This is a genomic window from Pseudomonas sp. GW704-F2, from assembly GCF_059423025.1.
In genome coordinates, this window is record NZ_JBWKXO010000008.1 from 1 (window position 1) to 21,495 (window position 21,495).

Annotated in this window: 17 protein-coding genes and 2 pseudogenes; 14 read left to right on the forward strand and 5 right to left on the reverse strand. The window is 63.2% G+C overall.

Going from position 1 to position 21,495, the window contains the following annotated elements:
- A partial coding sequence (locus AC07W0_RS08820; protein WP_256593288.1) for an amidase family protein occupies nucleotides 1–847 on the forward strand: 847 nt, incomplete at its 5' end.
- Here AC07W0_RS08820 and AC07W0_RS08825 read toward each other — a convergent pair.
- Nucleotides 835–1,323, reverse strand: a complete 489-nt coding sequence (locus tag AC07W0_RS08825) for a MarR family winged helix-turn-helix transcriptional regulator (protein WP_102618312.1) — start codon at nucleotides 1,321–1,323, stop codon at nucleotides 835–837. The two genes, AC07W0_RS08820 and AC07W0_RS08825, sit on opposite strands and share 13 nt — an antisense overlap.
- Nucleotides 1,324–1,536: 213 nt before the next feature.
- Between AC07W0_RS08825 and AC07W0_RS08830 the strand changes: the two genes are divergently transcribed.
- From AC07W0_RS08830 to AC07W0_RS08840, 3 genes and pseudogenes are all read left to right on the forward strand, one after another.
- Complete coding sequence (locus AC07W0_RS08830; protein WP_102618311.1) at nucleotides 1,537–2,367, forward strand: p-hydroxycinnamoyl CoA hydratase/lyase; 831 nt, start codon at nucleotides 1,537–1,539, stop codon at nucleotides 2,365–2,367.
- Nucleotides 2,368–2,471: 104 nt separating this feature from the next.
- A pseudogene (locus tag AC07W0_RS08835) lies at nucleotides 2,472–2,711 on the forward strand (aldehyde dehydrogenase family protein); the annotation flags it as partial.
- A 110-nt stretch (nucleotides 2,712–2,821) separates the two neighbouring features.
- Nucleotides 2,822–4,696 carry a feruloyl-CoA synthase gene (locus AC07W0_RS08840; protein ID WP_102618309.1) on the forward strand — a complete coding sequence of 625 codons (1,875 nt, stop codon included), beginning with the start codon at nucleotides 2,822–2,824 and terminating at the stop codon, nucleotides 4,694–4,696.
- A 14-nt stretch (nucleotides 4,697–4,710) separates the two neighbouring features.
- Here AC07W0_RS08840 and AC07W0_RS08845 read toward each other — a convergent pair whose 3' ends face one another.
- The 3 genes and pseudogenes from AC07W0_RS08845 to AC07W0_RS08855 form a co-directional block, all read right to left on the reverse strand.
- Nucleotides 4,711–6,216, reverse strand: coding sequence for an MFS transporter (locus tag AC07W0_RS08845; protein WP_102618308.1), 1,506 nt, complete (start codon nucleotides 6,214–6,216; stop codon nucleotides 4,711–4,713).
- Nucleotides 6,217–6,282: 66 nt separating this feature from the next.
- Nucleotides 6,283–7,038 carry a methyl-accepting chemotaxis protein gene (locus AC07W0_RS08850; RefSeq protein ID WP_370737511.1) on the reverse strand — a complete coding sequence of 252 codons (756 nt, stop codon included), beginning with the start codon at nucleotides 7,036–7,038 and terminating at the stop codon, nucleotides 6,283–6,285.
- A gap of 102 nt (nucleotides 7,039–7,140) precedes the next feature.
- Nucleotides 7,141–8,334: pseudogene (locus AC07W0_RS08855) on the reverse strand (HAMP domain-containing protein); the annotation flags it as partial.
- 344 nt (nucleotides 8,335–8,678) lie between these two features.
- On the opposite strand from AC07W0_RS08855, the gene AC07W0_RS08860 reads away from it, so the two are divergent.
- The 4 genes from AC07W0_RS08860 to AC07W0_RS08875 all read left to right on the forward strand — a co-directional run bounded on the left by AC07W0_RS08860 (nucleotide 8,679) and on the right by AC07W0_RS08875 (nucleotide 14,406).
- Complete coding sequence (locus AC07W0_RS08860) at nucleotides 8,679–10,127, forward strand: APC family permease (protein WP_017846960.1); 1,449 nt, start codon at nucleotides 8,679–8,681, stop codon at nucleotides 10,125–10,127.
- Nucleotides 10,128–10,211: 84 nt separating this feature from the next.
- Complete coding sequence (locus AC07W0_RS08865) at nucleotides 10,212–11,633, forward strand: aldehyde dehydrogenase family protein (protein ID WP_102618306.1); 1,422 nt, start codon at nucleotides 10,212–10,214, stop codon at nucleotides 11,631–11,633.
- A gap of 11 nt (nucleotides 11,634–11,644) precedes the next feature.
- Nucleotides 11,645–12,994 carry an aminotransferase class III-fold pyridoxal phosphate-dependent enzyme gene (locus tag AC07W0_RS08870; protein ID WP_102618305.1) on the forward strand — a complete coding sequence of 450 codons (1,350 nt, stop codon included), beginning with the start codon at nucleotides 11,645–11,647 and terminating at the stop codon, nucleotides 12,992–12,994.
- 89 nt (nucleotides 12,995–13,083) lie between these two features.
- Nucleotides 13,084–14,406, forward strand: a complete 1,323-nt coding sequence (locus AC07W0_RS08875; RefSeq protein WP_169883933.1) for an alginate export family protein — start codon at nucleotides 13,084–13,086, stop codon at nucleotides 14,404–14,406.
- A 27-nt stretch (nucleotides 14,407–14,433) separates the two neighbouring features.
- Here the strand turns inward: AC07W0_RS08875 and AC07W0_RS08880 are convergent, their stop codons facing one another.
- The gene (locus AC07W0_RS08880; protein ID WP_046384091.1) at nucleotides 14,434–15,192 is read right to left on the reverse strand and encodes an IclR family transcriptional regulator; all 759 of its coding nucleotides are present in this window, start codon (nucleotides 15,190–15,192) and stop codon (nucleotides 14,434–14,436) included.
- Nucleotides 15,193–15,454: 262 nt separating this feature from the next.
- Here AC07W0_RS08880 and AC07W0_RS08885 point away from each other — a divergent pair, with 262 nt between their 5' ends.
- From AC07W0_RS08885 to AC07W0_RS08910, 6 genes are read left to right on the forward strand one after another with little or no spacing between them, the layout of a single operon-like run.
- Nucleotides 15,455–16,996 (forward strand): acetolactate synthase large subunit, encoded by a 1,542-nt coding sequence (locus AC07W0_RS08885; RefSeq protein ID WP_017846965.1) that lies wholly within the window; start codon nucleotides 15,455–15,457, stop codon nucleotides 16,994–16,996.
- Between the two features lie 11 nt (nucleotides 16,997–17,007).
- Entirely contained in the window at nucleotides 17,008–18,498 is a 1,491-nt protein-coding gene (locus AC07W0_RS08890; RefSeq protein WP_017846966.1) for an aldehyde dehydrogenase family protein, read from the forward strand.
- A gap of 26 nt (nucleotides 18,499–18,524) precedes the next feature.
- Nucleotides 18,525–19,319, forward strand: coding sequence for an SDR family NAD(P)-dependent oxidoreductase (locus AC07W0_RS08895; RefSeq protein ID WP_017846967.1), 795 nt, complete (start codon nucleotides 18,525–18,527; stop codon nucleotides 19,317–19,319).
- A 12-nt stretch (nucleotides 19,320–19,331) separates the two neighbouring features.
- Nucleotides 19,332–20,372, forward strand: coding sequence for a WD40/YVTN/BNR-like repeat-containing protein (locus AC07W0_RS08900; protein ID WP_046483244.1), 1,041 nt, complete (start codon nucleotides 19,332–19,334; stop codon nucleotides 20,370–20,372).
- An 11-nt stretch (nucleotides 20,373–20,383) separates the two neighbouring features.
- Entirely contained in the window at nucleotides 20,384–20,833 is a 450-nt protein-coding gene (locus AC07W0_RS08905; protein ID WP_026140020.1) for a VOC family protein, read from the forward strand.
- 15 nt (nucleotides 20,834–20,848) lie between these two features.
- Nucleotides 20,849–21,451, forward strand: a complete 603-nt coding sequence (locus AC07W0_RS08910; protein WP_017846970.1) for an amino acid synthesis family protein — start codon at nucleotides 20,849–20,851, stop codon at nucleotides 21,449–21,451.
- Nucleotides 21,452–21,495: the final 44 nt, after the last annotated feature.

The following is a 21,495-nucleotide window of genomic DNA, read 5'->3' on the forward strand; positions in this document are numbered from 1 at the left end:
GGGGGGGGCGGGGATGGCGACCAATCATTGCCTCACCCTGTCGGTGCGTGACAGTGCGGCATTGCTGGACGCCACCGCCGGCCACGAACTGGGCGCACCCTACGCCGCGCCGATTTCAGCGCACCCGTATGCGTGGGCCTTGCAACAGGCGCCGCGGCCTTTACGGATTGCGCTGGTCGAGCGGGTCGGCACGTGGCCGATCTCCAATCAAAGCCTGGATGCCGTGCGTCAGGCGGCCAAGCTTTGCGAATCCTTGGGGCATCGGGTGGAACTTGCGCAGTTACCGGTGGTGTTGCCGGAGTTTCTCGACCAGGTGTTCACCATCATCGGCGCGAGCACGCGTCACTATGTGGACGTCCTCGGCCAATTGCGCGGGGCTCCGGTACGGCCCGAGGAACTGGAGGCGCGCACGCGCATCATTCTGCGCGACAAGGGTGCGGTCAGTGGCGCGCAATACGCTGCGGCGGTGGAATGGATTCACGCCCTCGGCCGTCAACTGGCGCTGTTCATGTGCGACTACGACGTGATCCTCAGCCCGACCCTGGCGCGGGAACCAGCCCTGATCGGTGAACTGGATCTGCAGGATGACAGCCTGGGTCTGGATGAGCTGATCGAGCGCTTCCACAGCTATTCACCGTTTACCGCCTTGTTCAATGCCAGCGGGCAACCGGCGATGTCGGTGCCGCTGTACTGGAGCGAGCGCGGGCTGCCCATGGGCGCGCATTTCGCCGGGCGTTTTGGCGAGGATGCGACGTTGTTGGCGTTGGCGGCGCAACTGGAGATCGCCCAGCCATGGCGTCAGCGCATGGCATCGGTGAATGCGTGCCTGGGCGCTCAGTCACAGTAGATTTTTTTCAGCAGCCGGAGCAGTTCGTCGCGCTCCTGGTTGTCGAGGGCGGCGGTGGCATCCTTGTCGCTCTCGGCAGCGATTTGCGTGAGTTCCTTGAGCAGCGCTTCGCCGGCCTTGCTGAGGAAAATCCCGTAGGAACGCTTGTCGGGTTTGCAGCGCACCCGTACCGCCAGCGCGCGGCTTTCCAGCTTATTGAGCAGCGGCACCACTTGCGGTGGCTCGATGGCCAGCGCACTGGCCAGGTCGGTCTGCATCAGCCCGGGGTTTTGATTGATGATCGCCAGGGCCGAGAACTGTGCCGGCCGCAAGTCGTGAGCCGACAACCGGCCGATCAGGTTCTGGAACAGCTTCAATTGCGCGCGGCGCATCGCATAGCCGATCAAGTCATCCAGCGCGGCGTCCAGTGGCGCCGGGTTGTCGCCGCTGGCGGCGGGGCGTTCTGGGGGGGCGGTGAGCCGGGAAGACTTGGCCATGGCAGGGCGGGTCCTTGAGCAGTGGTTAATAAAGATATGCAGTTTTCCGAGATTGGCTGGCGATAGCCATCGCTCTGTTTCAATACATCGTGCAAATACGCCTTTCCAATACCTGAAAAAGATTAGGTTAATTTCATTAATGGTTAGTTGATATAACTAATTTGTCGGTTTAGCTTTTAACCATCGTCAAGCCAAGAACAAGAGAGCATCGCCATGAGCAATTACGAAGGTCGCTGGTCAACGGTCAAAGTCGAAATCGAAGAGGGCATTGCCTGGGTCATTCTCAATCGGCCGGAAAAACGCAATGCCATGAGCCCGACCCTGAACCGGGAAATGATCGATGTACTGGAAACCCTGGAGCAGGACCCTGCCGCCGGTGTTCTGGTGCTGACGGGCGCGGGCGAGGCTTGGACTGCGGGTATGGACCTCAAGGAATACTTTCGCGAAATCGACGCCGGCCCGGAAATCCTCCAGGAAAAAATCCGCCGCGAAGCCTCGCAATGGCAGTGGAAGTTGCTGCGCATGTACACCAAACCGACCATCGCCATGGTCAACGTCTGGTGCTTCGGTGGCGGTTTCAGCCCCTTGGTGGCGTGCGACCTGGCGATCTGTGCCGATGAAGCGACCTTCGGGTTGTCGGAAATCAACTGGGGCATTCCACCGGGCAACCTGGTGAGCAAAGCCATGGCCGACACCGTGGGCCATCGCCAGTCGCTGTACTACATCATGACCGGCAAGACGTTTGGCGGGCAGAAGGCCGCCGAAATGGGCCTGGTCAACCAGAGCGTGCCGTTGGCGCAACTGCGTGACGTCACTGTCGAGTTGGCGCGTAATCTTTTGGAGAAAAACCCGGTGGTGCTGCGTGCCGCCAAGCATGGTTTCAAACGATGCCGCGAGCTGACCTGGGAGCAAAACGAAGACTACCTGTACGCCAAGCTCGACCAGTCGCGCCTGCTCGATACCGAAGGCGGTCGCGAGCAGGGCATGAAGCAGTTCCTCGACGACAAAAGCATCAAGCCTGGCCTGCAGACGTATAAACGCTGAAGCCAGCCCTTGGCCGCGCCGCACGGCGGTGTCGGCGGTGTAGGGTTTGAACGTATTCCCGATAAAGACAATAAAGAGGAATCACCATGCTGGACGTGCCCCTGTTCGGCCTGTCGGCGGCGATCTTCAGCCGTGACACGGCGCGTGCGCTGGCGCTGGCGCAGCGGGTGGAGTCGGGGATCTGCCACATCAACGGCCCGACCGTACACGATGAAGCGCAAATGCCCTTCGGCGGCGTCAAGTCCAGCGGTTATGGGAGTTTTGGCAGCAAGGCTGCGATCGAACACTTTACGCAACTGCGCTGGATCACATTGCAGAACGGTCCACGGCATTACCCGATCTGAGGCGCCGCCCTTGGACGGACCCACATAACAATAATCAGGGCGCAGCCGCTGGCTGGCGCCACGTGACACCCACGGGTGTCCGTCGGCGTGCCTTGTTGGAGGACCATCCCGTGAGTTCCGAATTCAGATCGCAACCCGAACGGCCCACGCCGCGTTACCGCCCCGTGTCCATCAGCCATGCGCCGGTGGAAGTGATCGAAAACCACGGCGTGCTGCACATGCGTTCGCTGGAACCGTTGGCCGAATTACCGCAACGGTTGCTCGACCGGCTGCTGCATTGGGCCCAGGTACGCCCGGAGCAGACCTTCGTCGCCGCCCGCGACGGCGACGGTTGGCGTCGCGTCAATTATGCGCAGATGCTCGACAGTGTGCGGGCCATTGCGCAGAGTTTGCTTCGCTATGGTCTGTCGGCCGAGAAGCCGCTGGTGCTGCTGTCGGGCAACGACATCGAACACCTGCAGATGGCGTTCGGCGCCATGTACGCCGGTATTCCCTATTGCCCGGTGTCGCCGGCGTATGCGCTGCTGTCCCAGGACTTCGCCAAACTGCGGCATGTCTGCGACCTGTTGCAACCCGGCCTGGTCTTTGTCAGCGACGCACTGGCTTACCAGCGCGCGATCGATGCGGTGCTGCCCGCCGAGACCCCGTTGATCAGCGTGCGTGGCCAAGTGGCGGGGCGCGCCCAGGTGAGTTTCGCCAGTTTGTTGCAGGTCGCGGGCGGCGCCGAGGCCGAGCGGGCCTTCGCGGCCACCGGCCCCGACAGCATTGCCAAGTTTCTCTTCACGTCCGGTTCCACCCAATTGCCCAAGGCGGTGATCACCACCCAGCGCATGCTCTGCGCCAACCAGCAGATGCTCTTGCAAACCTTCCCGGTGCTTGGCGAAGAGCCGCCGGTGCTGGTGGACTGGCTGCCGTGGAACCACACCTTCGGCGGCAGTCATAACGTCGGTATCGTGCTCTATAACGGCGGCACGTTTTACCTGGACGACGGCAAGCCCACGGTGCAGGGCTTTGCCGAAACGCTGCGCAATCTCAAGGACATCTCGCCCACGGCCTACTTGACCGTGCCCAAGGGGTGGGAAGAACTGGTCAATGCCCTGGAGCAGGACGCCGCCTTGCGTGAGTGCTTTTTTGCCCGGATGAAATTGTTTTTCTTCGCCGCCGCGGGCCTGTCGCAGCGGGTCTGGGACCGGCTCGACCGGGTGGCCGAGCAGCATTGCGGCGAACGCATTCGGATGATGGCCGGGCTGGGCATGACCGAAGCCGCGCCATCCTGCACCTTTACCACCGGGCCGTTGTCCGTGGCCGGGTATATCGGCTTGCCCGCGCCCGGCTGCGAGGTGCGTCTGGTGCCGGTGGACGGCAAGCTCGAGGGGCGCTTTCGCGGCCCCCACATCATGCCGGGGTACTGGCGAGCGGCGCAGCAGACCGCCGCGGTATTCGACGACCAGGGGTTCTACTGCTCGGGCGACGCGCTCAAACTTGCCGACCCAAACAACCCGCACCTGGGCCTGATGTTCGACGGACGCATCGCCGAGGATTTCAAACTGTCGTCCGGGGTGTTTGTCAGCGTGGGGCCGTTGCGCAACCGTGCGGTCCTGGAGGGGTCGCCCTATGTGCAGGACGTGGTGATCGCCGCGCCCGACCGCGAATGCCTGGGCATTCTGGTGTTTCCAAGGCTGTACGAATGCCGCCGACTGGCGGGGCTGGGCACCGCCGCCAGCGACGCCGAGGTGCTGACCAGCGCTGCCGTGCGCCAGTGGTTTGGCGACTGGTTGCAACGCCTCAATCGCGACGCGACGGGCAATGCCAGTCGCCTGGAGTGGTTGGTACTGCTCGATGAACCGGCGTCCATCGACCGTGGCGAGATCACCGACAAGGGCTCGATCAACCAGCGCGCGGTCTTGCAGTGGCGCGCGTCCCAGGTCGAGGCGTTGTATCGCGGGGAGGAACCGTCGATCCTGCGGGCGGGCGCGCGGGCATAACGCCAAGGCGCCTGCTAAGCCAGATCATCCGTAACGATCGCCGCTGCTGGCAGGCTCCGCTTCACCAGCAGCGCCGCAATCAACAACAGGACTGTCATCGTCACCAGCACGGCAACGAAACCTGTATCAAACGCCGAACGGGCGAACGCCGTCAGCATGGCGGCGCCCTCGGGTGATAACGTCCCGGCGACGTTCAGCGCGTCGTCGAGGCTCTCGAATGTCACGGGGTTTTGCGTCAGCCATGACGGAATCACCCGCCCTGCCGAGTACGCATAGATCGCTGATAACAGGCTGCCCGCAATCGTCACGCCCGCCGCACCGCCCAGTTCAAAGGAGACTTCCTCGAGGGACGCGGCCATGCCGGCCTTATCGGCGGGCACGCTGAGCATGATAGTGCTGGACGCCGCGGTCAGTGCCGCGCCCATTGTCAGGCCCAGCAGCGCCAGGCTGACGATTTGCAGGGGCACCGCGGCTTGGTACAGAAACACATAGGCCAGCATCGCGGCGGATGAAAGCAGCAATGTCCAGAACAGCATGCGCTGGTTGCCCAGGCGCGACAGGTAGTAGCCGGCAAGCGGGCCGGCGACAAAGGAACCCAGCGGCAGCGGCAGAATGAACAGTGCCGCTTCCAGCGGCGACATGCCCAGCACCAGTTGCAAGCGTTGGCTGAACACCAGCTCCATGCCGATAAATGCGGCGGCTGACACCACGGCCGCAATCACCGCATTTCGGAACCCGGATGTGGTGAACAACGACAGATCGAGCATCGGCTGCGCGGCACGTCGTTGGCGCCGAATGAACAGCGTGAGAAACAGCGTGCCCAGGACCACCGCCACCAGCATGGCTTCGAAGGAGGGCACCCGTTTGCCGAGCTCCTTGACGGCATACGCCATGCTGATCAAGCCGATCATCACCTGCAGCGAACCCAGCCAATCCCAACGTCGTTCGGGGTTTCCCGGGTGGTCGGGGATCAACAGCACGCCGACGAGCAACGCCAGCAGCACAATCGGCACGTTGATCAGAAACACCGAGCCCCACCAGAAATGCTCCAGCAACAGGCCACCCACCACCGGCCCGAACGCTGCGCCCCCCGAGGCCACCGAGGCCCAGATCCCGAACGCCATGGCCTGTTCGCGCTCGTCGGTGAACGTCAACCGGACCAGGGCCAATGTGGCGGGCATCATCATCGCCGCGCCGACCGCCAGGAACCCCCGCGCGCCGATCAATACGCCGGCCGAAGGCGAGAAGGCCGCGATCAGCGAGCACAGCCCAAATACACTCAAGCCCCCGATAAATAGCCGTTTATGCCCCAGGCGGTCGCCGAGCGTGCCCATGCCCAGCAACAGCCCGGCGGCGATCAGCGCATAGATATTGATGATCCACAGTTTCTGCGACGCTGTCGCACCAAGCTCGCGCGTCAGTGTCGGCAACGCGGTGTACAGCACGGTCATGTCAATCACGATGAGCAGCAATGCACTGGAAATAATGGCCAGGATCAACCAGCGTCGCGAAGCGGTCATGGGCAAGGCTCTATGTGTAAAGTGTCGAAGGCCGGCCACTGTAGCTCAGTTGCGCTGCATTGCCCCTCACACACGGAAATGGCCCACCAGGTTCTGTTGATGGTTGGCCATTTCATGCAGTGAGTCACTGGCCCTGGAGGCCTCGTTCATGCGCGTGGTGAGTGTTTCGCTGATGCCTCGGATGTCACTGACACGCTGGCTGATATCGTCCACGACGGTGCTTTGTTCCAGGGCAGCGCTGGCGATCTGCTGGTTCATCTGCTCGATCACGTCCACGGCCTGGGAGATGTTCTGCAGCGCCGCACGCGTCTGTTGCACCTGGATCACGCTGCTGCCGGCTTGTTCGCGACTCAGTTGAGTGCTGTGTACCACCTCCTGGCTCAGCTGTTGCAACCTCTCGATCACGTTGCGCACCTGTTCGACCGAGCTCTGGGTGTTGCTGGCCAGGTGCCTGACTTCATCGGCTACCACCGCAAAACCGCGCCCTTGTTCGCCCGCTCTGGCCGCTTCGATGGCTGCATTCAAGGCCAGCAGGTTGGTCTGTTGAGCGAGGGTGCAGATCACGTCCAGCACCTGGCTGATCTGGCTGCTGCTGTCGGCGAGGGCGTGTACCTGCTTGAGTGTGGCGTCCAGGCGCTGGTCGAGGTGTTCGATGTTGTGTACGGCGCTGGCGAAGACGGCCTGACCGGAGCGGCTCGCGCTTTCCGCGGCGCTCGCGGCGTCGGCGGCAGAGTGCGAGTGGCGCGCCACTTCCTGGGCACTGGCGCTCATTTCATGCAGCGCGGTCGCCGCCAGTTCCACTTCACGGTACTGGCGCTGCATGCCTGCGCTGACCTCCCGGGCAATGCCCGAGGACGTGTCGGCACTGGTGCGCGTGTCCCGCGAGGCGGATTGGATGTCGCGGATGATCGGCTGCAATTTGTCCAGGAAACGGTTGAAACCGTTGCTCAGTGCGCCCAGCTCATCGTGGCGAGCCACCGGCAGGCGTTGGGTGAGATCACCGTCGCCGTCGACAATCGCATCGAGCAGGCTGGCCACCTTCAGCAGCGGGCGCGTCACGCCGTAGGCCGCCAGCCAGATCAGCAGCATGCCCAGGCAACTGGCGAGCAAACCGAGGCCCAGGTTGAGCCAATTGGCCTGGCGGCGTTGGGCATCCAATTCGCTCTGCATCTGCCGAACGGGGGCCTGCGCCACGGCTTGCGGCACCTTCAGCTGCAACGTCCACGGTGGGCTGCCCGCCACGGTCTGGACGGCCTGACTGATGTCGATGCTGGCGCCCGAGACCTCGCCACTGCGCCCGGCCACCTGGCCCGAGTTCGCGACTATGCTGACTGCGCTGGCGCCCTGATACAGATCCTGGCGCAGGTTGGCCGCGAGTTTCTGCAGGGTATCGAGGCCGATGTCCATGCCGACCACGCCGATCGTCGTGCCGTTGGCGATCAGTGGAATCGAAATGCTGCTCATCAGGACTTTGCGGCCCTCCACCTCGCTTTCATAGGGCGCCACCACACAGGTGCGGCCCTGGGCCTGCGGGCAGACGTACCAGGCGTTTTCCGGCTCACTGGCCGCCGGCGCATGGTTGGCGGTGATTTGCGGCTCGGTGAGTACTTCCTGGACCAATTGCCCCGGTTGGCTCTGCGACCAATACAGCGCGAACCGGCCTGTTTCGTTGCCTGCCAACGCACGTTGCGCGGTGAACTGCGCGTCGGCACCTGCCAGCGCATCGGGCAGCAACACCACGTACAGGCCGAGCACTTTGTCGCGCTTGAGCAGTGTCTGGCGAGTAATGTTCACCAGTGTCTCGCGCAGTTGTGTCGCCGAGAGGCGGCCATTGAGGGTTTGTTCGCGCAGTTGCAGGACCTGTTGCGCGAAGCCTTCGCCATACAGCGCCGTCTCATTGAAAAAACGCGCAACCTGCTGACCGTGGGCAACCGCCTGGGCCTGCAAGTGCTCCGTGGCCGCTTGCGCCAGCAACTGAGTGCTGCGTGCCTTGAGCAGTTTTGCACTTTGTTGATTCTGGTACAGAGAGGCGCCGGTCAATGCGGCGACAACGGCCAGCAGGCACAGCCCGCTCAGGAGTGTGATGCGCCATTGAATAGTCAGGTGAGCAAAAGGCATGGCTGGGGGTTCCTGCGCGTGAGCGCTCTATGGGCTGTAATAGCCTGGTGGGCGCCGTCGTTTCTTATTGTTGCTAGCCGACATCCGGGCATAGCACGGCGACCCTAGAGTGCAGGGATGAACATCCGGGGGGTTATCCCAAATCGGCGGGGAACGGTGCTGGACGCTGAACTGTTTTGGGGCGATGCAGGCGATGCTACCGATTTGGGATAGCGAGGGGTTTGTAGGGGGGCATAGGATCGAATACAGCGTGCAAGCCAAAAAATAAAAGCGCTACCCGGTGCCGATAGAGCCTTGATCGGAGCCACCCCACAGCGACTGCCTCATACAATAAGGTCAATAACATGAGTGTATCTATTCAGGTCAACAGCTCCACGGAGTTGAAGCGAGGCGCCTTGGGCGTCGGCTTCATCATCTTCTTCGTGATTTCGGCGGCGAGCCCTCTCAGTGTCATCGCCGGCGGTTTTCCGATTGGTATCATGCTGGGTAACGGCGCCGGCACCCCGGCATTGCTGATCCTGGCGTTGCTGGTGCTATTGGCGTTCTCGGTGGGTTACACCACCATGTCCCGCCACCTGACCAACGCCGGTGGTTTCTATGCCTTCACCTCGCGCGGCTTGGGCGGTTTGGCCGGCGGCGCGGCGGCGGTGTTGGCGATGTTTGCCTATAACATTCTCCAGATCGCCCTGTATGGCATGTTCGGTGGCGTGGTCAGCGGCACCATGGAGAGCGTGTTTGGCCTGGTGATGCCCTGGTGGTCTTATTCGCTGATGGCGATGGCCAGTATTGCGGTCCTCGGTTATCGCAAGATTGATCTGTCCGCGCGGGTCTTGTCAGTCGTGGTGATCGCCGAGTACCTGGCAATCCTTACCCTCGACTTCGCGATTCTCAGGACCGGTGGCGACAGCGGTATCAATCTCGACTCGTTCAGCAGCCAGCACGTGTTCAGCGGCACCCCGTCGATCGGCCTGCTGTTCTGCTTCGCCGCGTTCATCGGCTTCGAGGCCACCACGATCTACGGCGAAGAAGCGAAGAACCCGCAACGCACCATTCCGATTGCCACCTACAGCTCGGTGCTGCTGATCGGTGGTTTCTATGCGCTGTCGGTCTGGGCGATGGTGGTCGGTGTGGGCACCGACAAGATCGTGCCGATGCTGCAAGCATTGCAGGACCCCACGACCTTTATCTACGGCATGTCCGATCACTTTGTCGGTCCTCACCTGACCCAGATTATCCGCGTGCTGTTCATGGTCAGTATCTACGCCGGGCTGCTGGCGTTCCATAACGCCGCCGCGCGCTACTTCTACGCGATCGGGCGTGACGGTTTGCTGCACAGTCTGCTGGGCACCACCCACCGCGTGCATCAGAGCCCGCATATGGGTTCGGCATTGCAGAGCCTGATCGCTGCGGTGGTGGTGCTGATCTTCGCCGCCATGGATGCGGACCCGATCCTGCAACTGTTCGCCTGGTTCTCCAACCTGGCCACCCTGTGCGTGATTTTGCTGATGGCGATGACCTCGGTCGCGGTGTGTGTGTATTTTCACCGGCATCCCGAGCTCAAGGTCGGCGCTTTGCGCGGGCGTATTCTGCCGGGGTTGTCCTGCCTGGCATTGCTGATGGTGCTGATCCTGGCAGTGGCGCACTTCGATGTGCTCACGGGCGCCAGCAAGCTGTTGTCGTACAGCCTGTGCGCCGTCATTCCCTTGGCCCTGCTGGGCGGCATCTTTCTCGCCGCGCGACTGCGCAAGGTATCGCCACAGCGGTTCCTGGCATTGGGTAGCCACAAGCTCTAAGGCATCAACCCGGTACAACTCTACTGCGAACTGTGCGCTTGTCGGTGTCCGACAAGGCGTGCCTGCGTTAAAGGAAAATTGCACATGCACCATTACACGATGCTGATCAACGGGGTTCAGGTTGCCGGTGAAAACGGGCAGTTTGACGTGATCAATCCAGCCACCGGCACCGCATTCGCACAGTGCCCGGCCGGTTCCCTGGCGCAACTGGACCAGGCGGTGGCGGCTGCCCAGGCGGCCTTCAAGACGTGGCGGCACAGCACTCACGCGCTGCGTTGCGAGCGCCTGCTGGCGATCGCCGAAGACATTGAGCGGGACGCCGAGGCACTGGCCCGGCTGATCGTTCTCGAGCAAGGTAAACCGCTGGAGCTGGCATTCTCCGAAGTCATGGGCGGTGCCGCCTGGACCCGCTATGCCGCCGGGCAAGAGATCGCGGTGGAACTGGTGGAAGAAACCCCCACCCAGCGTGTCGAGTTGCACCGCAAGCCGCTGGGCGTGGTGGCTTCGATCACGCCGTGGAACTGGCCGTTCATGATCGCTATATGGCACATCATGCCGGCATTGCGCGCCGGCAATTGCGTGATCAGCAAACCCTCGAGCCTGACGCCATTGAGCACCTTGCGCCTGGTGGACATCATCGCTCGGCATGTGCCCCACGGGGTGATCAATTGCGTGACCGGTGAGCAAGGTTTCGGCAGTGCGATCACCGCCCACACGGGGATTCAGAAGATTGTCTTCACCGGCTCGACCGCCACCGGGCAAAGCGTGATGCGCGGCGCCGCCAACAACCTCAAGCGACTGACCCTCGAGCTGGGCGGTAACGATGCCGCGATCGTGCTGCCTGGCACGCCGGTCGATGAAGTCGCCGAAGAGATTTTCCAGGCGGCCTTCCTCAACATGGGGCAGACGTGCGCCGCCCTCAAGCGTTTGTACATTCATGAATCCCAATACCAAGCGTTTGCCGAGGCGCTGACCCGCATCGCCGAACGGCAGGTGGTCGGTGATGGCCTGGAGCCTGGGGTCACGTTTGGCCCGGTGCAGAACCTCGAGCAACTGCAACTGGTCGAGGCCCTGGTCGACGATGTGCGGCAGCACGGCGCCCGTATTTTGTGCGGCGGTGCGCGCCTGGACCATCCGGGGTTCTTTTACCCGCCGACGCTGGTCGCCGATGTCACCGACGGCCAGCGGCTGGTCGACGAGGAGCAGTTTGGCCCGGTGTTGCCGTTGATCGCCTATCAGGATGTGGAAGACGTGCTGCGTCGCGCGAATGCGGGCGACATGGGCTTGGGCGGCTCGGTCTGGGGGCCGGACGTCGAACAGGCGACGGCGTTGGCCAGCCGTCTGGAAAGCGGCGTGGCATGGGTCAACTGCCATGCCCGCATCCAGCCGAACACGCCGTTCGGCGGCAGCAAGATGTCCGGGTTCGGTGTCGAGTTCGGCCTTGAGGGCCTGCTCGAATTCACCGGGCAACAGTTGCTGTTTGTCCACAAGCGTGACGCTGAATAAGGGCCTGAACCATGTACGAAAAATATAAAACCGCACAGAAGAAATTCTGGCACCCAATGAGTTCCAGCGCCCCGGCGCATCGCGCGAAGACCTTGATCATTGCCCGTGGCGACGGCAATTACATCACCGATATCGACGGCCAGCGCATGCTCGACGGCGTGGGCGGCCTGTGGAACGTCAACATCGGGCACAACCGTGCGTCGGTCAAGGCCGCGATTGCCGCGCAGCTGGATGAACTGGCGTATTACCAGACCTTCGACGGCATTGCCCATCCGCGGGTGTTCGACCTGGCCGAGCGGCTGACGTCGATGTTCGCCCAGGAGCAGATGACGCGCGTGCTGTTCAGTTCCGGTGGCTCCGATGCGGTGGAGACTGCGCTGAAAATGGCCCGCCAGTACTGGATCGCCAGCGGCGAGCCGGGGCGCACGCGCTTTTTGTCCCTGCGCAACGGTTATCACGGCGTACACATGGGCGGCACGTCAGTGGGCGGCAATGGGGTTTATCACTACAACCACGGGCCGTTGTTGGCCGGATGCCATTTGCTCGACACCCCATGGTTGTATCGCAACCCTTGGGACTGCCGGGACCCGCAAGCGCTGACCGCACACTGCATTCGCCAGCTTGAAGATCAGATCGCCTTGCTGGGCGCGCAGACCATCGCCGCGTTGATCGCGGAACCGGTGCAAGGCGCCGGTGGCGTGATCGTGCCGCCGGACGACTACTGGAAGCGCCTGCGTGAGGTGTGCGACCGCCACGGCATTCTGTTGATCGCCGACGAAGTGGTCACCGGTTTCGGTCGCTCGGGCTGCATGCTCGGCAGCCGCGGCTGGGGTGTCGCGCCGGACATGCTGTGCCTGGCCAAAGGCATCACCGCCGGTTATATCCCGCTGGGCGCAACGATGTTCAATCAGCGCATCGTCGACGCGATTGAGCACGGCGAAGGCTTCAGCAACGTGATCATGCACGGCTACACCTACAGCGGGCATCCGACCGCCTGCGCGGCCGCCCTGGCGGTGCTGGATATCGTCGAAGCCGAGGACCTGCCGGGCAACGCCGCCAAGGTCGGCGGGCAATTGCTCGAACAGCTGCAAGCACTGACCGAGCGTTACGCCGTGGTCGGTGAAGTGCGCGGCAAGGGCTTGATGATTGCCCTCGACCTGGTGGCGGACAAAACCACCCGCGAACCGCTGAACCCGGCGGCCGGGCAGCCTTTGCGGATCGCTGACGAAGCGCGTCGCGCCGGGGTGCTGGTGCGGCCGATCGGCAACAAAATCGTTCTGTCGCCACCGCTGACCCTCACGGGCGCGGAGGCCGAATTGATCGTCGCGGCGCTGGACACCGCGCTCGCCGCTTGCGGCTAGCCCTTGCGAGCCTGGCGCAGCGCGGCTGCGCCAGTGTTATGCGAATACCTAAGACAGCCTTTGAAGGCGCACCTCAAGGAGTTTCAACCATGCGGTATCCATCCCCTCCCTTTCGCCGCGGCACCCTGGCTGCCACATTGGCGCTTTGCGCCGTCGGCCAGGCCCAGGCCTATGAGATTTACAGCGACGAGAGCCGACATCTCAACGCCGATATGACCGCCGTATTCGGTCAGTTCAACAGTCGCAAAAACTATAACGGCACCCCGGGCGGTTCGACCTGGCGCGAAGGTTTCATCAAATACGGCTTGAGCGGCGACCAGGCCCTGGCGGGCAAAGGCACGGCTTATGGCGCGTTCTCGCTGGTCAGTTCCGCTACCTGGGGCGACGGTGATCCGGCCGGCAATACCCTCGGCACCGAACGCACCACGAAAATTGAAGACGCTTACCTCGGCTGGCGTTCCGGCGACCTGTTTCCGGCACTGGGCAAGGACGGTGTGGATATTTCCGGTGGGCGCCAGGTGGTCAAGCTCGGTCGTGGTTTCCTGATCAACGACGATGGGCCGAACCTGGGCAAGGGCCCGGCGGATGGTGCGCTGAACCGTGGCGGGGCCTTTTACCTGGCGGCGCGGCATGCCTTCGATCAAACCGCGGTCCTGCGCCTGGGCGGGCAGGATGGCGTGCATGGCAGCGTGTTGTGGCTCAAGTCCGACAACCGCGCCCAGGCTGAAACCGAACTGGCCGCCGGCACCCTGGATTACACCGCCAAGCCTGGCACCCTGGGGTTGACCTGGGTGCACGGCATCGATGTGAACGAGCGCTGGGCCAGTGATTTTCAGCGCCAGCGCAAAGGCATGAATGTCTACAGCGTGCGCGGCGAAGGCGATGCCGGGCTGCCGAACGTCAGCCTGGCATTCGAGTATGCCTGGCAGGACAAAGACGCCGGGCCTGAAAAAGCCTGGTACGGCGAAGCTGGCTACACCTTTGCCGACATCGCCTGGGCGCCGAAAGTCACCTATCGCTATACCCGTTATTCGCAGAAGTGGGATTCGCTGTTTACCGGGCTCAGCACGGGTTACGGCACCTGGTTCCAGGGCGAGGTGGCCTCCAACTATGCCGGCCCGTTCAACAGCAACACCGGTATCCATCACGTCGGTCTCAAGGCAACGCCATTGGAGAACCTGACGGTCGGCGCGCTGTACTTCGACTTCGATACGCTGCGCAAAAGCAATGCGCTGAACCTCGATGCGCGGGAGCTGGACGTCTACGTCGAGTGGGCCGTCAACCCGCACCTGATCGTCACGCCGCTGATCGGCCTCTACAAGCCGAAGCAGGACTCCACCAGCGGCGGCAACCAGACGGTCGGCAATGGCACCAACCTGTACAGCCAACTCACGGTCGCCGTGCCGTTCTGAGGTTGACTGCCGTCGCGTTCCTGACCCTCAGGACGCGGGGGCGCTCGGTGGGTTGCGCATGTTTTCGGCAATTCGCCGCGTGGTGTCCATCACCATTTCGATCACGGTTTCCTGACGCAGCAGCTTGAAGCTCTGGCTGCTGCCGACGGCGGACAGACTGCCGACCACCTCGTCCATATCCGGCCGGATGATGGGCGCGGCGATGCCGGTCAGGCCCAGGTTGAGTTCGTCGTGGGTCAGGCAGTAGCCGTCCTTGCGGATCTTTTTCGCCGCCTTGGAGAAGCTGGCCCAGTCGTATGGGCTGTCCGGGTCGTTGGCCATGTGTTCTTCGAACAGGCGTTGCAAGCGTCGACCTTTCTGAAAGGCGATCAGCACCTTGGATTGCGCGCCGCGAAAAAACGGCAGCGGGTGTCCGCGGCCAAAGGAGAAGTGGTAGGTGTCGCTGGGTTCGGCGATGTAGGTGTTGATGATGCGCCCGTCATAAAAAACGCTGGCGAACACGGCCAGGCCGGTCTGGGCGGACAGTTCGTGCATCAGCTCGCGCCCGGCGAGGAGGATGGGGTCGTACTGGCGCATCATCCAGTCCAGTTCGATCACGCGCGGCCCCAGGCCGTAGCTGCCGGCATCCACGCGGGTCAGCAGGCCGGCGTCACACAGGTCCTTGACGTAGCGATACACGGTGGCGCGCGACAGGCCCATGCGCTCGGCGATGGTGTCCGGATCGATCTTCAACGTCTGCGGACCGAACAGGTCCAGGACACTCAACAACTTGCTCAGACTGCTCATTTCGTTCCTAGAAAAGGGGATGGCACGCGGGTGAGCACTATAGGCACGCCCGCCCGCGCTGAAAAGACGGCCGACCCGATGGGGGGCCGTCACGCCACACTATCGCAGTTAAGCGAAAAAGCAATCGTCGCCGCACTTTTCATAACCGATTAATTGGCATTTATCTCATAAGTAGAGACAAATGGTAAAAAACAGCTTGTTTGATGTGATTTTGTATGTGATAAATCTCATCAAAGAAAATGCTCAAGCGAGAGGGCTGATAATGAATGGTGCGCAACTGATAGTGAATGCGGCAGCGGCAAGCGGTATCGAGTACTGCTTCGCCAACCCGGGAACCACGGAGATCCCGCTGGTGGCGGCCATGGCCAGCGCGCCCGCCCTCAAGCCGGTGTTGTCGTTGTTCGAAGGCGTCTGTACCGGAGCGGCGGACGGTTACGGCCGGATCGCCGGCAAGCCCGCGATGACGCTGACTCACCTGGGCCCGGGGTTTGCCAATGGCATCGCCAACCTGCACAACGCGCGGCGCGCCAACACGCCTATCGTCAATGTGATCGGTGACCACGCCTCATGGCACGTCAACTACGACCCGCCCCTGGCCAGCGATATCCAGGCCCTGGCTGGCACCGTGTCCGGCTGGGTTCGCACGTCGCGCACCGCCTCGGCGATCGGTGAGGACCTGCAGGAAGCCGTGCGTGCCGCCTGGCAAGCCAAGGGCCAGATCGCCAGCCTGATCCTGCCGATGGACCTGCAAGCCGCCGCGGTGACGCACAACGGTGTGTTCACGCGGATGCAGGCGCCGATCCGCCGCTTTGCCGGCGACCGTATCGAAGCGGTGGCGCAGGCCTTGCGTGATGGTCAGCGGCTGGTCTTCATCGTCGGTGATCAAGGCTTGTCGGTTGCCGGCCTGGAAGCGGCAGGGCGTCTGGCGCAATTGCCCGGCGTGCGGCTGTTCGCCGAAACCTTTCCCCGGCTCAGCTACCGGGGCGGCGGCTTACCGGACCTGGACCGCCTGCCGTACTTCCCGGAAGTGGCCATCGAGATCCTCGAGCAGTACGACAAGGTGGTCTGTGCCGGTGTCCCGGAACCCATCAGTTACTTCGGCTACGAAGGCATTCCGTCGCGGCTGGCCGAGCGTGAGCGCTTGCTGTCGCTGGCCGAAGTCGGCGACGACGTGGCCGGGGCGTTGACCGCGCTGGCCGACGCGCTGAATGCACCGGCTTATGTGCCAACCCCGCGGGGGATCGAGCTGCCGCCAGGCGAGGCCGCGTTGACGCCGCAGTCGGTCGGCCAAGTGTTGGCCGCAGCGCTGCCGGACGACTGCATTGTCTCGGTCGAAGGGGGCACCTGCGGCTATCCGTTTTTCACCGCCTCCGCCAGCGCGGCGCGGCACCGTGTGCTGACCAACACCGGCGGCGCGATTGGCCAGGGCATTCCGGTCGGGTTCGGCGCCGCGCTGGCGGAGCCCGGTACCCGGGTGTTTTGCCTGCAATCGGACGGCAGCGCGCAGTACACCATTCAAACCCTGTGGAGCATCGCCCGCGAGCAATTGCCGGTGGTGATCCTGATCGCCGCCAACCACCGCTACGCGATCCTGCAGAACGAACTGCGCCGTTTCGGCATGACCGAACTCGACCCGCAAGCCCTCAGCCTGACCGTGCTGGACCGTCCGCGGATCGACTGGAAAGCCCTGGCCACCGGCTACGGCGTACCGGCCCGTACCGTACACACCAATGCCGAACTGCAACGGGCGCTGGCCAATGCCGCCGCCGATGCGGGCCCTTGCCTGATCGAAATGGCACTGTGAAGGAGTCGATGATGAATCAGCTTGACGTGTTACCCGCCGTCCAGGCGTTCCTGTCTCAACCCGGCCGTCTGTTCATCGGCGGTACCTGGCAAGACGCGGCCAGCGGTCGCCGGTTCGCGGTGGAAAACCCGGCCACCGAAGAAACACTCACGGAAGTCGCGCGCAGCGACGAGCGCGATGTGGATGCGGCCGTAGCCGCCGCCCGCGCCGCATTCACGGGGGCTTGGGCGCAGCAGTCACCGGCCCAGCGCGGCGTGTTGCTGTTTCGCCTGGCGGACTTGCTCGACCAGCACCGCGAAGAGCTGGCGCAGCTGATCACCCTGGAAAACGGCAAGCCGATTGCCAACGCACGCGGCGAGGCGGCCAGCGCGGCCAGCATCCTTCGTTACTTCGCCGGTTGGCCGACCAAGATCGAAGGCAGCACGCTGCCGGTGTCGCCGGCCAGTGGCGCACCGATGCTCAACTACACGTTGCGCGAGCCGGTGGGCGTCTGCGCCTTGATCGTGCCGTGGAACTTCCCGCTGAACATGTGCGTGTGGAAGCTCGGCCCGGCGCTGGCCACCGGCTGTGTGGCGGTGCTCAAGCCCGCCGAGCAGACGCCGCTGGTGGCGATCCGGCTGGTGCAGTTGATTGAGGCGGCGGGCTTCCCGCCGGGTGTGGTCAACCTGATCACCGGCCTGGGCGCCGAGACCGGCGCACCGCTGGCGCAGCATCCTGACGTGGACAAGATCGCCTTCACCGGCTCGACCCAGGTCGGGCGGCTGATCGCCCAGGCGGCCACCGGCAACATGAAGAAGGTCTCGCTGGAGCTGGGCGGCAAATCACCGAACATCATCTTGCCCGACGCCGACATCGTGCGCGCCGCCAAGGGCGCCGCCGATGGGATTTTCTACAACCAGGGCCAGGTGTGTACGGCGGCATCGCGTCTGTACGTACACGCCAGCGTGCTGGATCAGGTGCTTGAAGAATTGCAGCGCCACGCTGCTGCCCATGTCCTCGGCAACGGCCTGGACCCGGCCAACAGCATGGGCCCGCTGGTGTCCGCGCGGCAGCTGGATACGGTCAAGGGCTACCTGCAGCGCGGCCAGGAGGAGGGCGCCGAACTGATTTGCGGCGGCGGCCGCCCCGAGCACCTGGAACGCGGGCACTTCATCCAGCCGAGCGTGTTCCTCGATCGTGCCGAGCGTGCCTGCGTGGCCCGCGAAGAGATCTTCGGCCCGGTGCTCACCGTCATGAGCTGGACCGACGTCGATGACCTGGTGTTGCGCGCCAACGACTCGCCCTATGGCCTGGCCGCCGGCCTGTGGACCCGCGACTTGCGCTCGGCGCACCGCCTGGCGGCGCAGCTCCAGGCCGGTTCGGTGTGGATCAACTGTTGGAACGTGGTCGATGCGGCTTCGCCGTTCGGCGGCTACAAGCAATCCGGCTGGGGCCGGGAAATGGGCAAGAACGTTATCGACGCCTACACCGAGACCAAAAGTGTGTTTGTCGATCTCGGCTGAACAGAATAATCACAAGAGGAACTGCTATGGATCTGGAATTGAAAGGCCGCGTGGCAATCGTCACCGGAGGTGGCATGGGCATCGGCAAGGAAGTTGCGCGCTTTCTGTCCGAAGAAGGCTGCAAGGTGGTGATCTGTGCGCGGCGCATGGCGTTTCTCCAGCTGGCCGCCGAAGAGATCAGCGCGCAGACCGGCAACGAAGTACTGCCGCTGTTCTGCGACACCAACGATATGTCGGCCGTGTCGGAAATGGTCGCCGCCGCGCACAAGCACTTCGGCCGCATCGACATCCTGGTCAACGGTGCCGCGGCGCCGTCGGGCGTGGTGCGCAATGACATCGAGCATGCCGGCGACGACGAGTTGCTGTCGGACCTCAACACCAAAGTGATCGGCTACTTCCGCTGTGCCAAGGCCGTGACCCCGCACATGAAGGCGGGCGGTTTCGGCCGCATCATCAACATCGGCGGCCTCACCGGGCGCAGCAGCAAAGTCCTCTCGGGGATGCGCAACCTGGCGATCGCGCACATGACCAAAACCCTCTCCGACCAGTTGGGTGCGTTCGGCATCACGGTCAACCTGATCCACCCGGGCGTGGTCGACACCCCGCACATCCGCGAGCTGTACGAGCGCGAAGGGATCAAGCAGGGCAAGACCCCGGAGCAGGTCGAGCAGGGCTACATCGACGCAACGCCGATTCGCCGCACGCTGGCGCCCATTGAAATGGGCTGGCTGATCGGCTTCCTGGCGTCCCCCAAGGCTGGCGCGGTGACCGGTGAATCCATCGGCATCGACGGCGGCCTGACCCGTGGCATCTTCATCTGAGGAGTAACTGCGATGAGTAACGGAACCCTATTAGTCGCCACCGTCGGCCAGGCCGTGATCCGTAGCGCCGACGATGGCCGCAGTTGGCATCGTCTCGGCCTCGGGCAGGATCTGGAGTTCGATGCGATCACCCGTTCGCTGAGCTTTCACCCCGGCACGCCGGACGTGATTTATGCCGGCACCGACATTGGTTTGTGCGTCAGCCACGACACCGGCGGCCATTGGCAGCAGGTCGACACGCCGTTCAACGGGCAGACCGTGTGGAAGGTGACGGTCGACCCGCAGGATGCTCTGCGGATATTCGTCGGCACCGGTGCGCCTTCGCGCGCCGAGCTGTGGCGCACCCTGGACGGCGGCTTGAGCTGGGATCGCGCGCCGGTGGAAATCCCGGAGTTCTGTGACGGCGTCAGTCGTCCACGGTTGCTGGCCTTCGCCTACGACCCCACCGACCGCAACCAGGTGTGGTTCGGCCTCGAGGAGGGCGGGTTGTTCCATTCGCGTAACGGCGGCGAAAGCTGGATGCGCGTCGATGATCGGCTGCTGTGGGACTTCAACTCGGACATCCACAACATCCTGGTCCTGCCCAATCACGGTGAGAAAGTCATCGTGGTGGTTTGCGTCAATGCGGTTTACCGCAGCCTCGATGAAGGGCTGACCTGGACCGGCATCGTCGCCCGCGAAGCGTTTGGCCTGTATTACGCGCGCGCCATGAGTGCGCCATTGGGCACGCAGGATACGCTGTACCTGAGCATCTCCGACGGCACGCCGGGCACCACCAGCAAGATCCTGGTCTCCCATGATGCCGCGCTCAGTTGGCAGGTGTTGCCGCTGCCGCAACAGCCCAATTCCTGTGTGTGGGCTATCGCCTTCAACCCGGCGAACCCTCGGCAAATCGTCGCGGGCACCAAGTACGGCCATTTGTTCACCTCCGAGAACGGCGGTGACGGCTGGCAGAAGCAGTGGCGCGAATTCAGTGAGATCGCTGACGTGCTGTGGACCCCCGCCGTGGCGCAGATCAAGGCGGGGCATCAATCCATCGTCAAGAAAAACTGAGGTAGTGCGCGATGAAAGTCGAAGTCCTTCGTACTCACTTATCGCTATGGGTGAGTGATCCAGATGTGTCAGCACGTTGGTACGCCGACATCCTGGGTATGCACGAAAGTGCCCGTGGCGAGAGCTGGGTGATGATGGCGTTTGGCACCAAGCACCACGACATTGCGTTGATTCGTGCCGAACCCGGCGCCCATCAGGGCGGGTTGGGGTTGCAGCACTACGGATTGGAAATCGCCGGCGACATGACCACCCTGCGCCAGCTCTACGGCATGTTGCTGAGCAAAGGCGTCGAGGTGGTGAAAATCACCGATCACGAAATCGGCCATGGCGTGTATTTCCACGATCCGGATTGTAATCGCATGGAATTCTTTCTCGAGACCGAGCACGACGACGCACTTGGCAAGGCCCGCTTCAAGGCCGCCGGCGCGCCGAGCCGGAACTTTAAACTCGATCCACTTTGAATAGAGGCAGCTCTGATGAAAACCGCGAATTTCGCCAGCTATCACATCCGCAAATGGTACAGCTTCATTGAAGAAACCCTGGCCAACGAAACCGGCCAGTTGGCCGATGGCGAACCTGTGTACAAGTACGCCATCGCCGCAGTGATTGCCAACCCCTATGCCGGCCGCTTCAGCCAGACGCTGGATGCATTGGTGGACGACTCGCCGTTGCTGGGCGAAGAGTTCGGCCGGCGCATCAACGCACTGGCCGGCGAGCACGAGATTGTCAGCTACGGCAAGGCTATCCTGGTGGGCAGCGCGGGCGAGTACGAGCACGGCAACGCGTTCCTGACCAACCCTGCCGCCGATCCGATCCGCGTCGCGCTGGGCGGTGGCAAGTCGTGGGTGCCGTCCACCGGCAAACGTGGCGGTCCGGGTTCGACCATCGATGTGCCATTGGCCCACAAGGATGCGCTGTATGTGCGCTCCCATTACGACAGCATGTCGCTGATGTTCGGTGACGGTCCTTCCCCGGACGAGGTCATTGTGATCTGGGCCTTCGCCACGCGCGGACGCCTGCATGCACGGCTCGGCGGTTTGCAGGCGGCGGATGTGCAAGGTCTCGACGGGCTGCACTGAGCCCGGGCGCAAAGCCTTGCGTGGCATCCGATCAACACCACAAC

Excerpts from the sequence above, each read along its gene's own strand:
- AC07W0_RS08825 (WP_102618312.1), bottom strand. The coding sequence starts at position 1,323 with ATGGCCAAGTCTTCCCGGCTCACCGCCCCCCCAGAACGCCCCGCCGCC.
- AC07W0_RS08830 (WP_102618311.1), top strand. The coding sequence starts at position 1,537 with ATGAGCAATTACGAAGGTCGCTGGTCAACGGTCAAAGTCGAAATCGAA.
- AC07W0_RS08845 (WP_102618308.1), bottom strand. The coding sequence starts at position 6,216 with ATGACCGCTTCGCGACGCTGGTTGATCCTGGCCATTATTTCCAGTGCA.
- AC07W0_RS08850 (WP_370737511.1), bottom strand. The coding sequence starts at position 7,038 with ATGCAGCGCCAGTACCGTGAAGTGGAACTGGCGGCGACCGCGCTGCAT.
- AC07W0_RS08860 (WP_017846960.1), top strand. The coding sequence starts at position 8,679 with ATGAGTGTATCTATTCAGGTCAACAGCTCCACGGAGTTGAAGCGAGGC.
- AC07W0_RS08865 (WP_102618306.1), top strand. The coding sequence starts at position 10,212 with ATGCACCATTACACGATGCTGATCAACGGGGTTCAGGTTGCCGGTGAA.
- AC07W0_RS08870 (WP_102618305.1), top strand. The coding sequence starts at position 11,645 with ATGTACGAAAAATATAAAACCGCACAGAAGAAATTCTGGCACCCAATG.
- AC07W0_RS08875 (WP_169883933.1), top strand. The coding sequence starts at position 13,084 with ATGCGGTATCCATCCCCTCCCTTTCGCCGCGGCACCCTGGCTGCCACA.
- AC07W0_RS08880 (WP_046384091.1), bottom strand. The coding sequence starts at position 15,192 with ATGAGCAGTCTGAGCAAGTTGTTGAGTGTCCTGGACCTGTTCGGTCCG.
- AC07W0_RS08885 (WP_017846965.1), top strand. The coding sequence starts at position 15,455 with ATGAATGGTGCGCAACTGATAGTGAATGCGGCAGCGGCAAGCGGTATC.
- AC07W0_RS08890 (WP_017846966.1), top strand. The coding sequence starts at position 17,008 with ATGAATCAGCTTGACGTGTTACCCGCCGTCCAGGCGTTCCTGTCTCAA.
- AC07W0_RS08895 (WP_017846967.1), top strand. The coding sequence starts at position 18,525 with ATGGATCTGGAATTGAAAGGCCGCGTGGCAATCGTCACCGGAGGTGGC.
- AC07W0_RS08900 (WP_046483244.1), top strand. The coding sequence starts at position 19,332 with ATGAGTAACGGAACCCTATTAGTCGCCACCGTCGGCCAGGCCGTGATC.
- AC07W0_RS08905 (WP_026140020.1), top strand. The coding sequence starts at position 20,384 with ATGAAAGTCGAAGTCCTTCGTACTCACTTATCGCTATGGGTGAGTGAT.
- AC07W0_RS08910 (WP_017846970.1), top strand. The coding sequence starts at position 20,849 with ATGAAAACCGCGAATTTCGCCAGCTATCACATCCGCAAATGGTACAGC.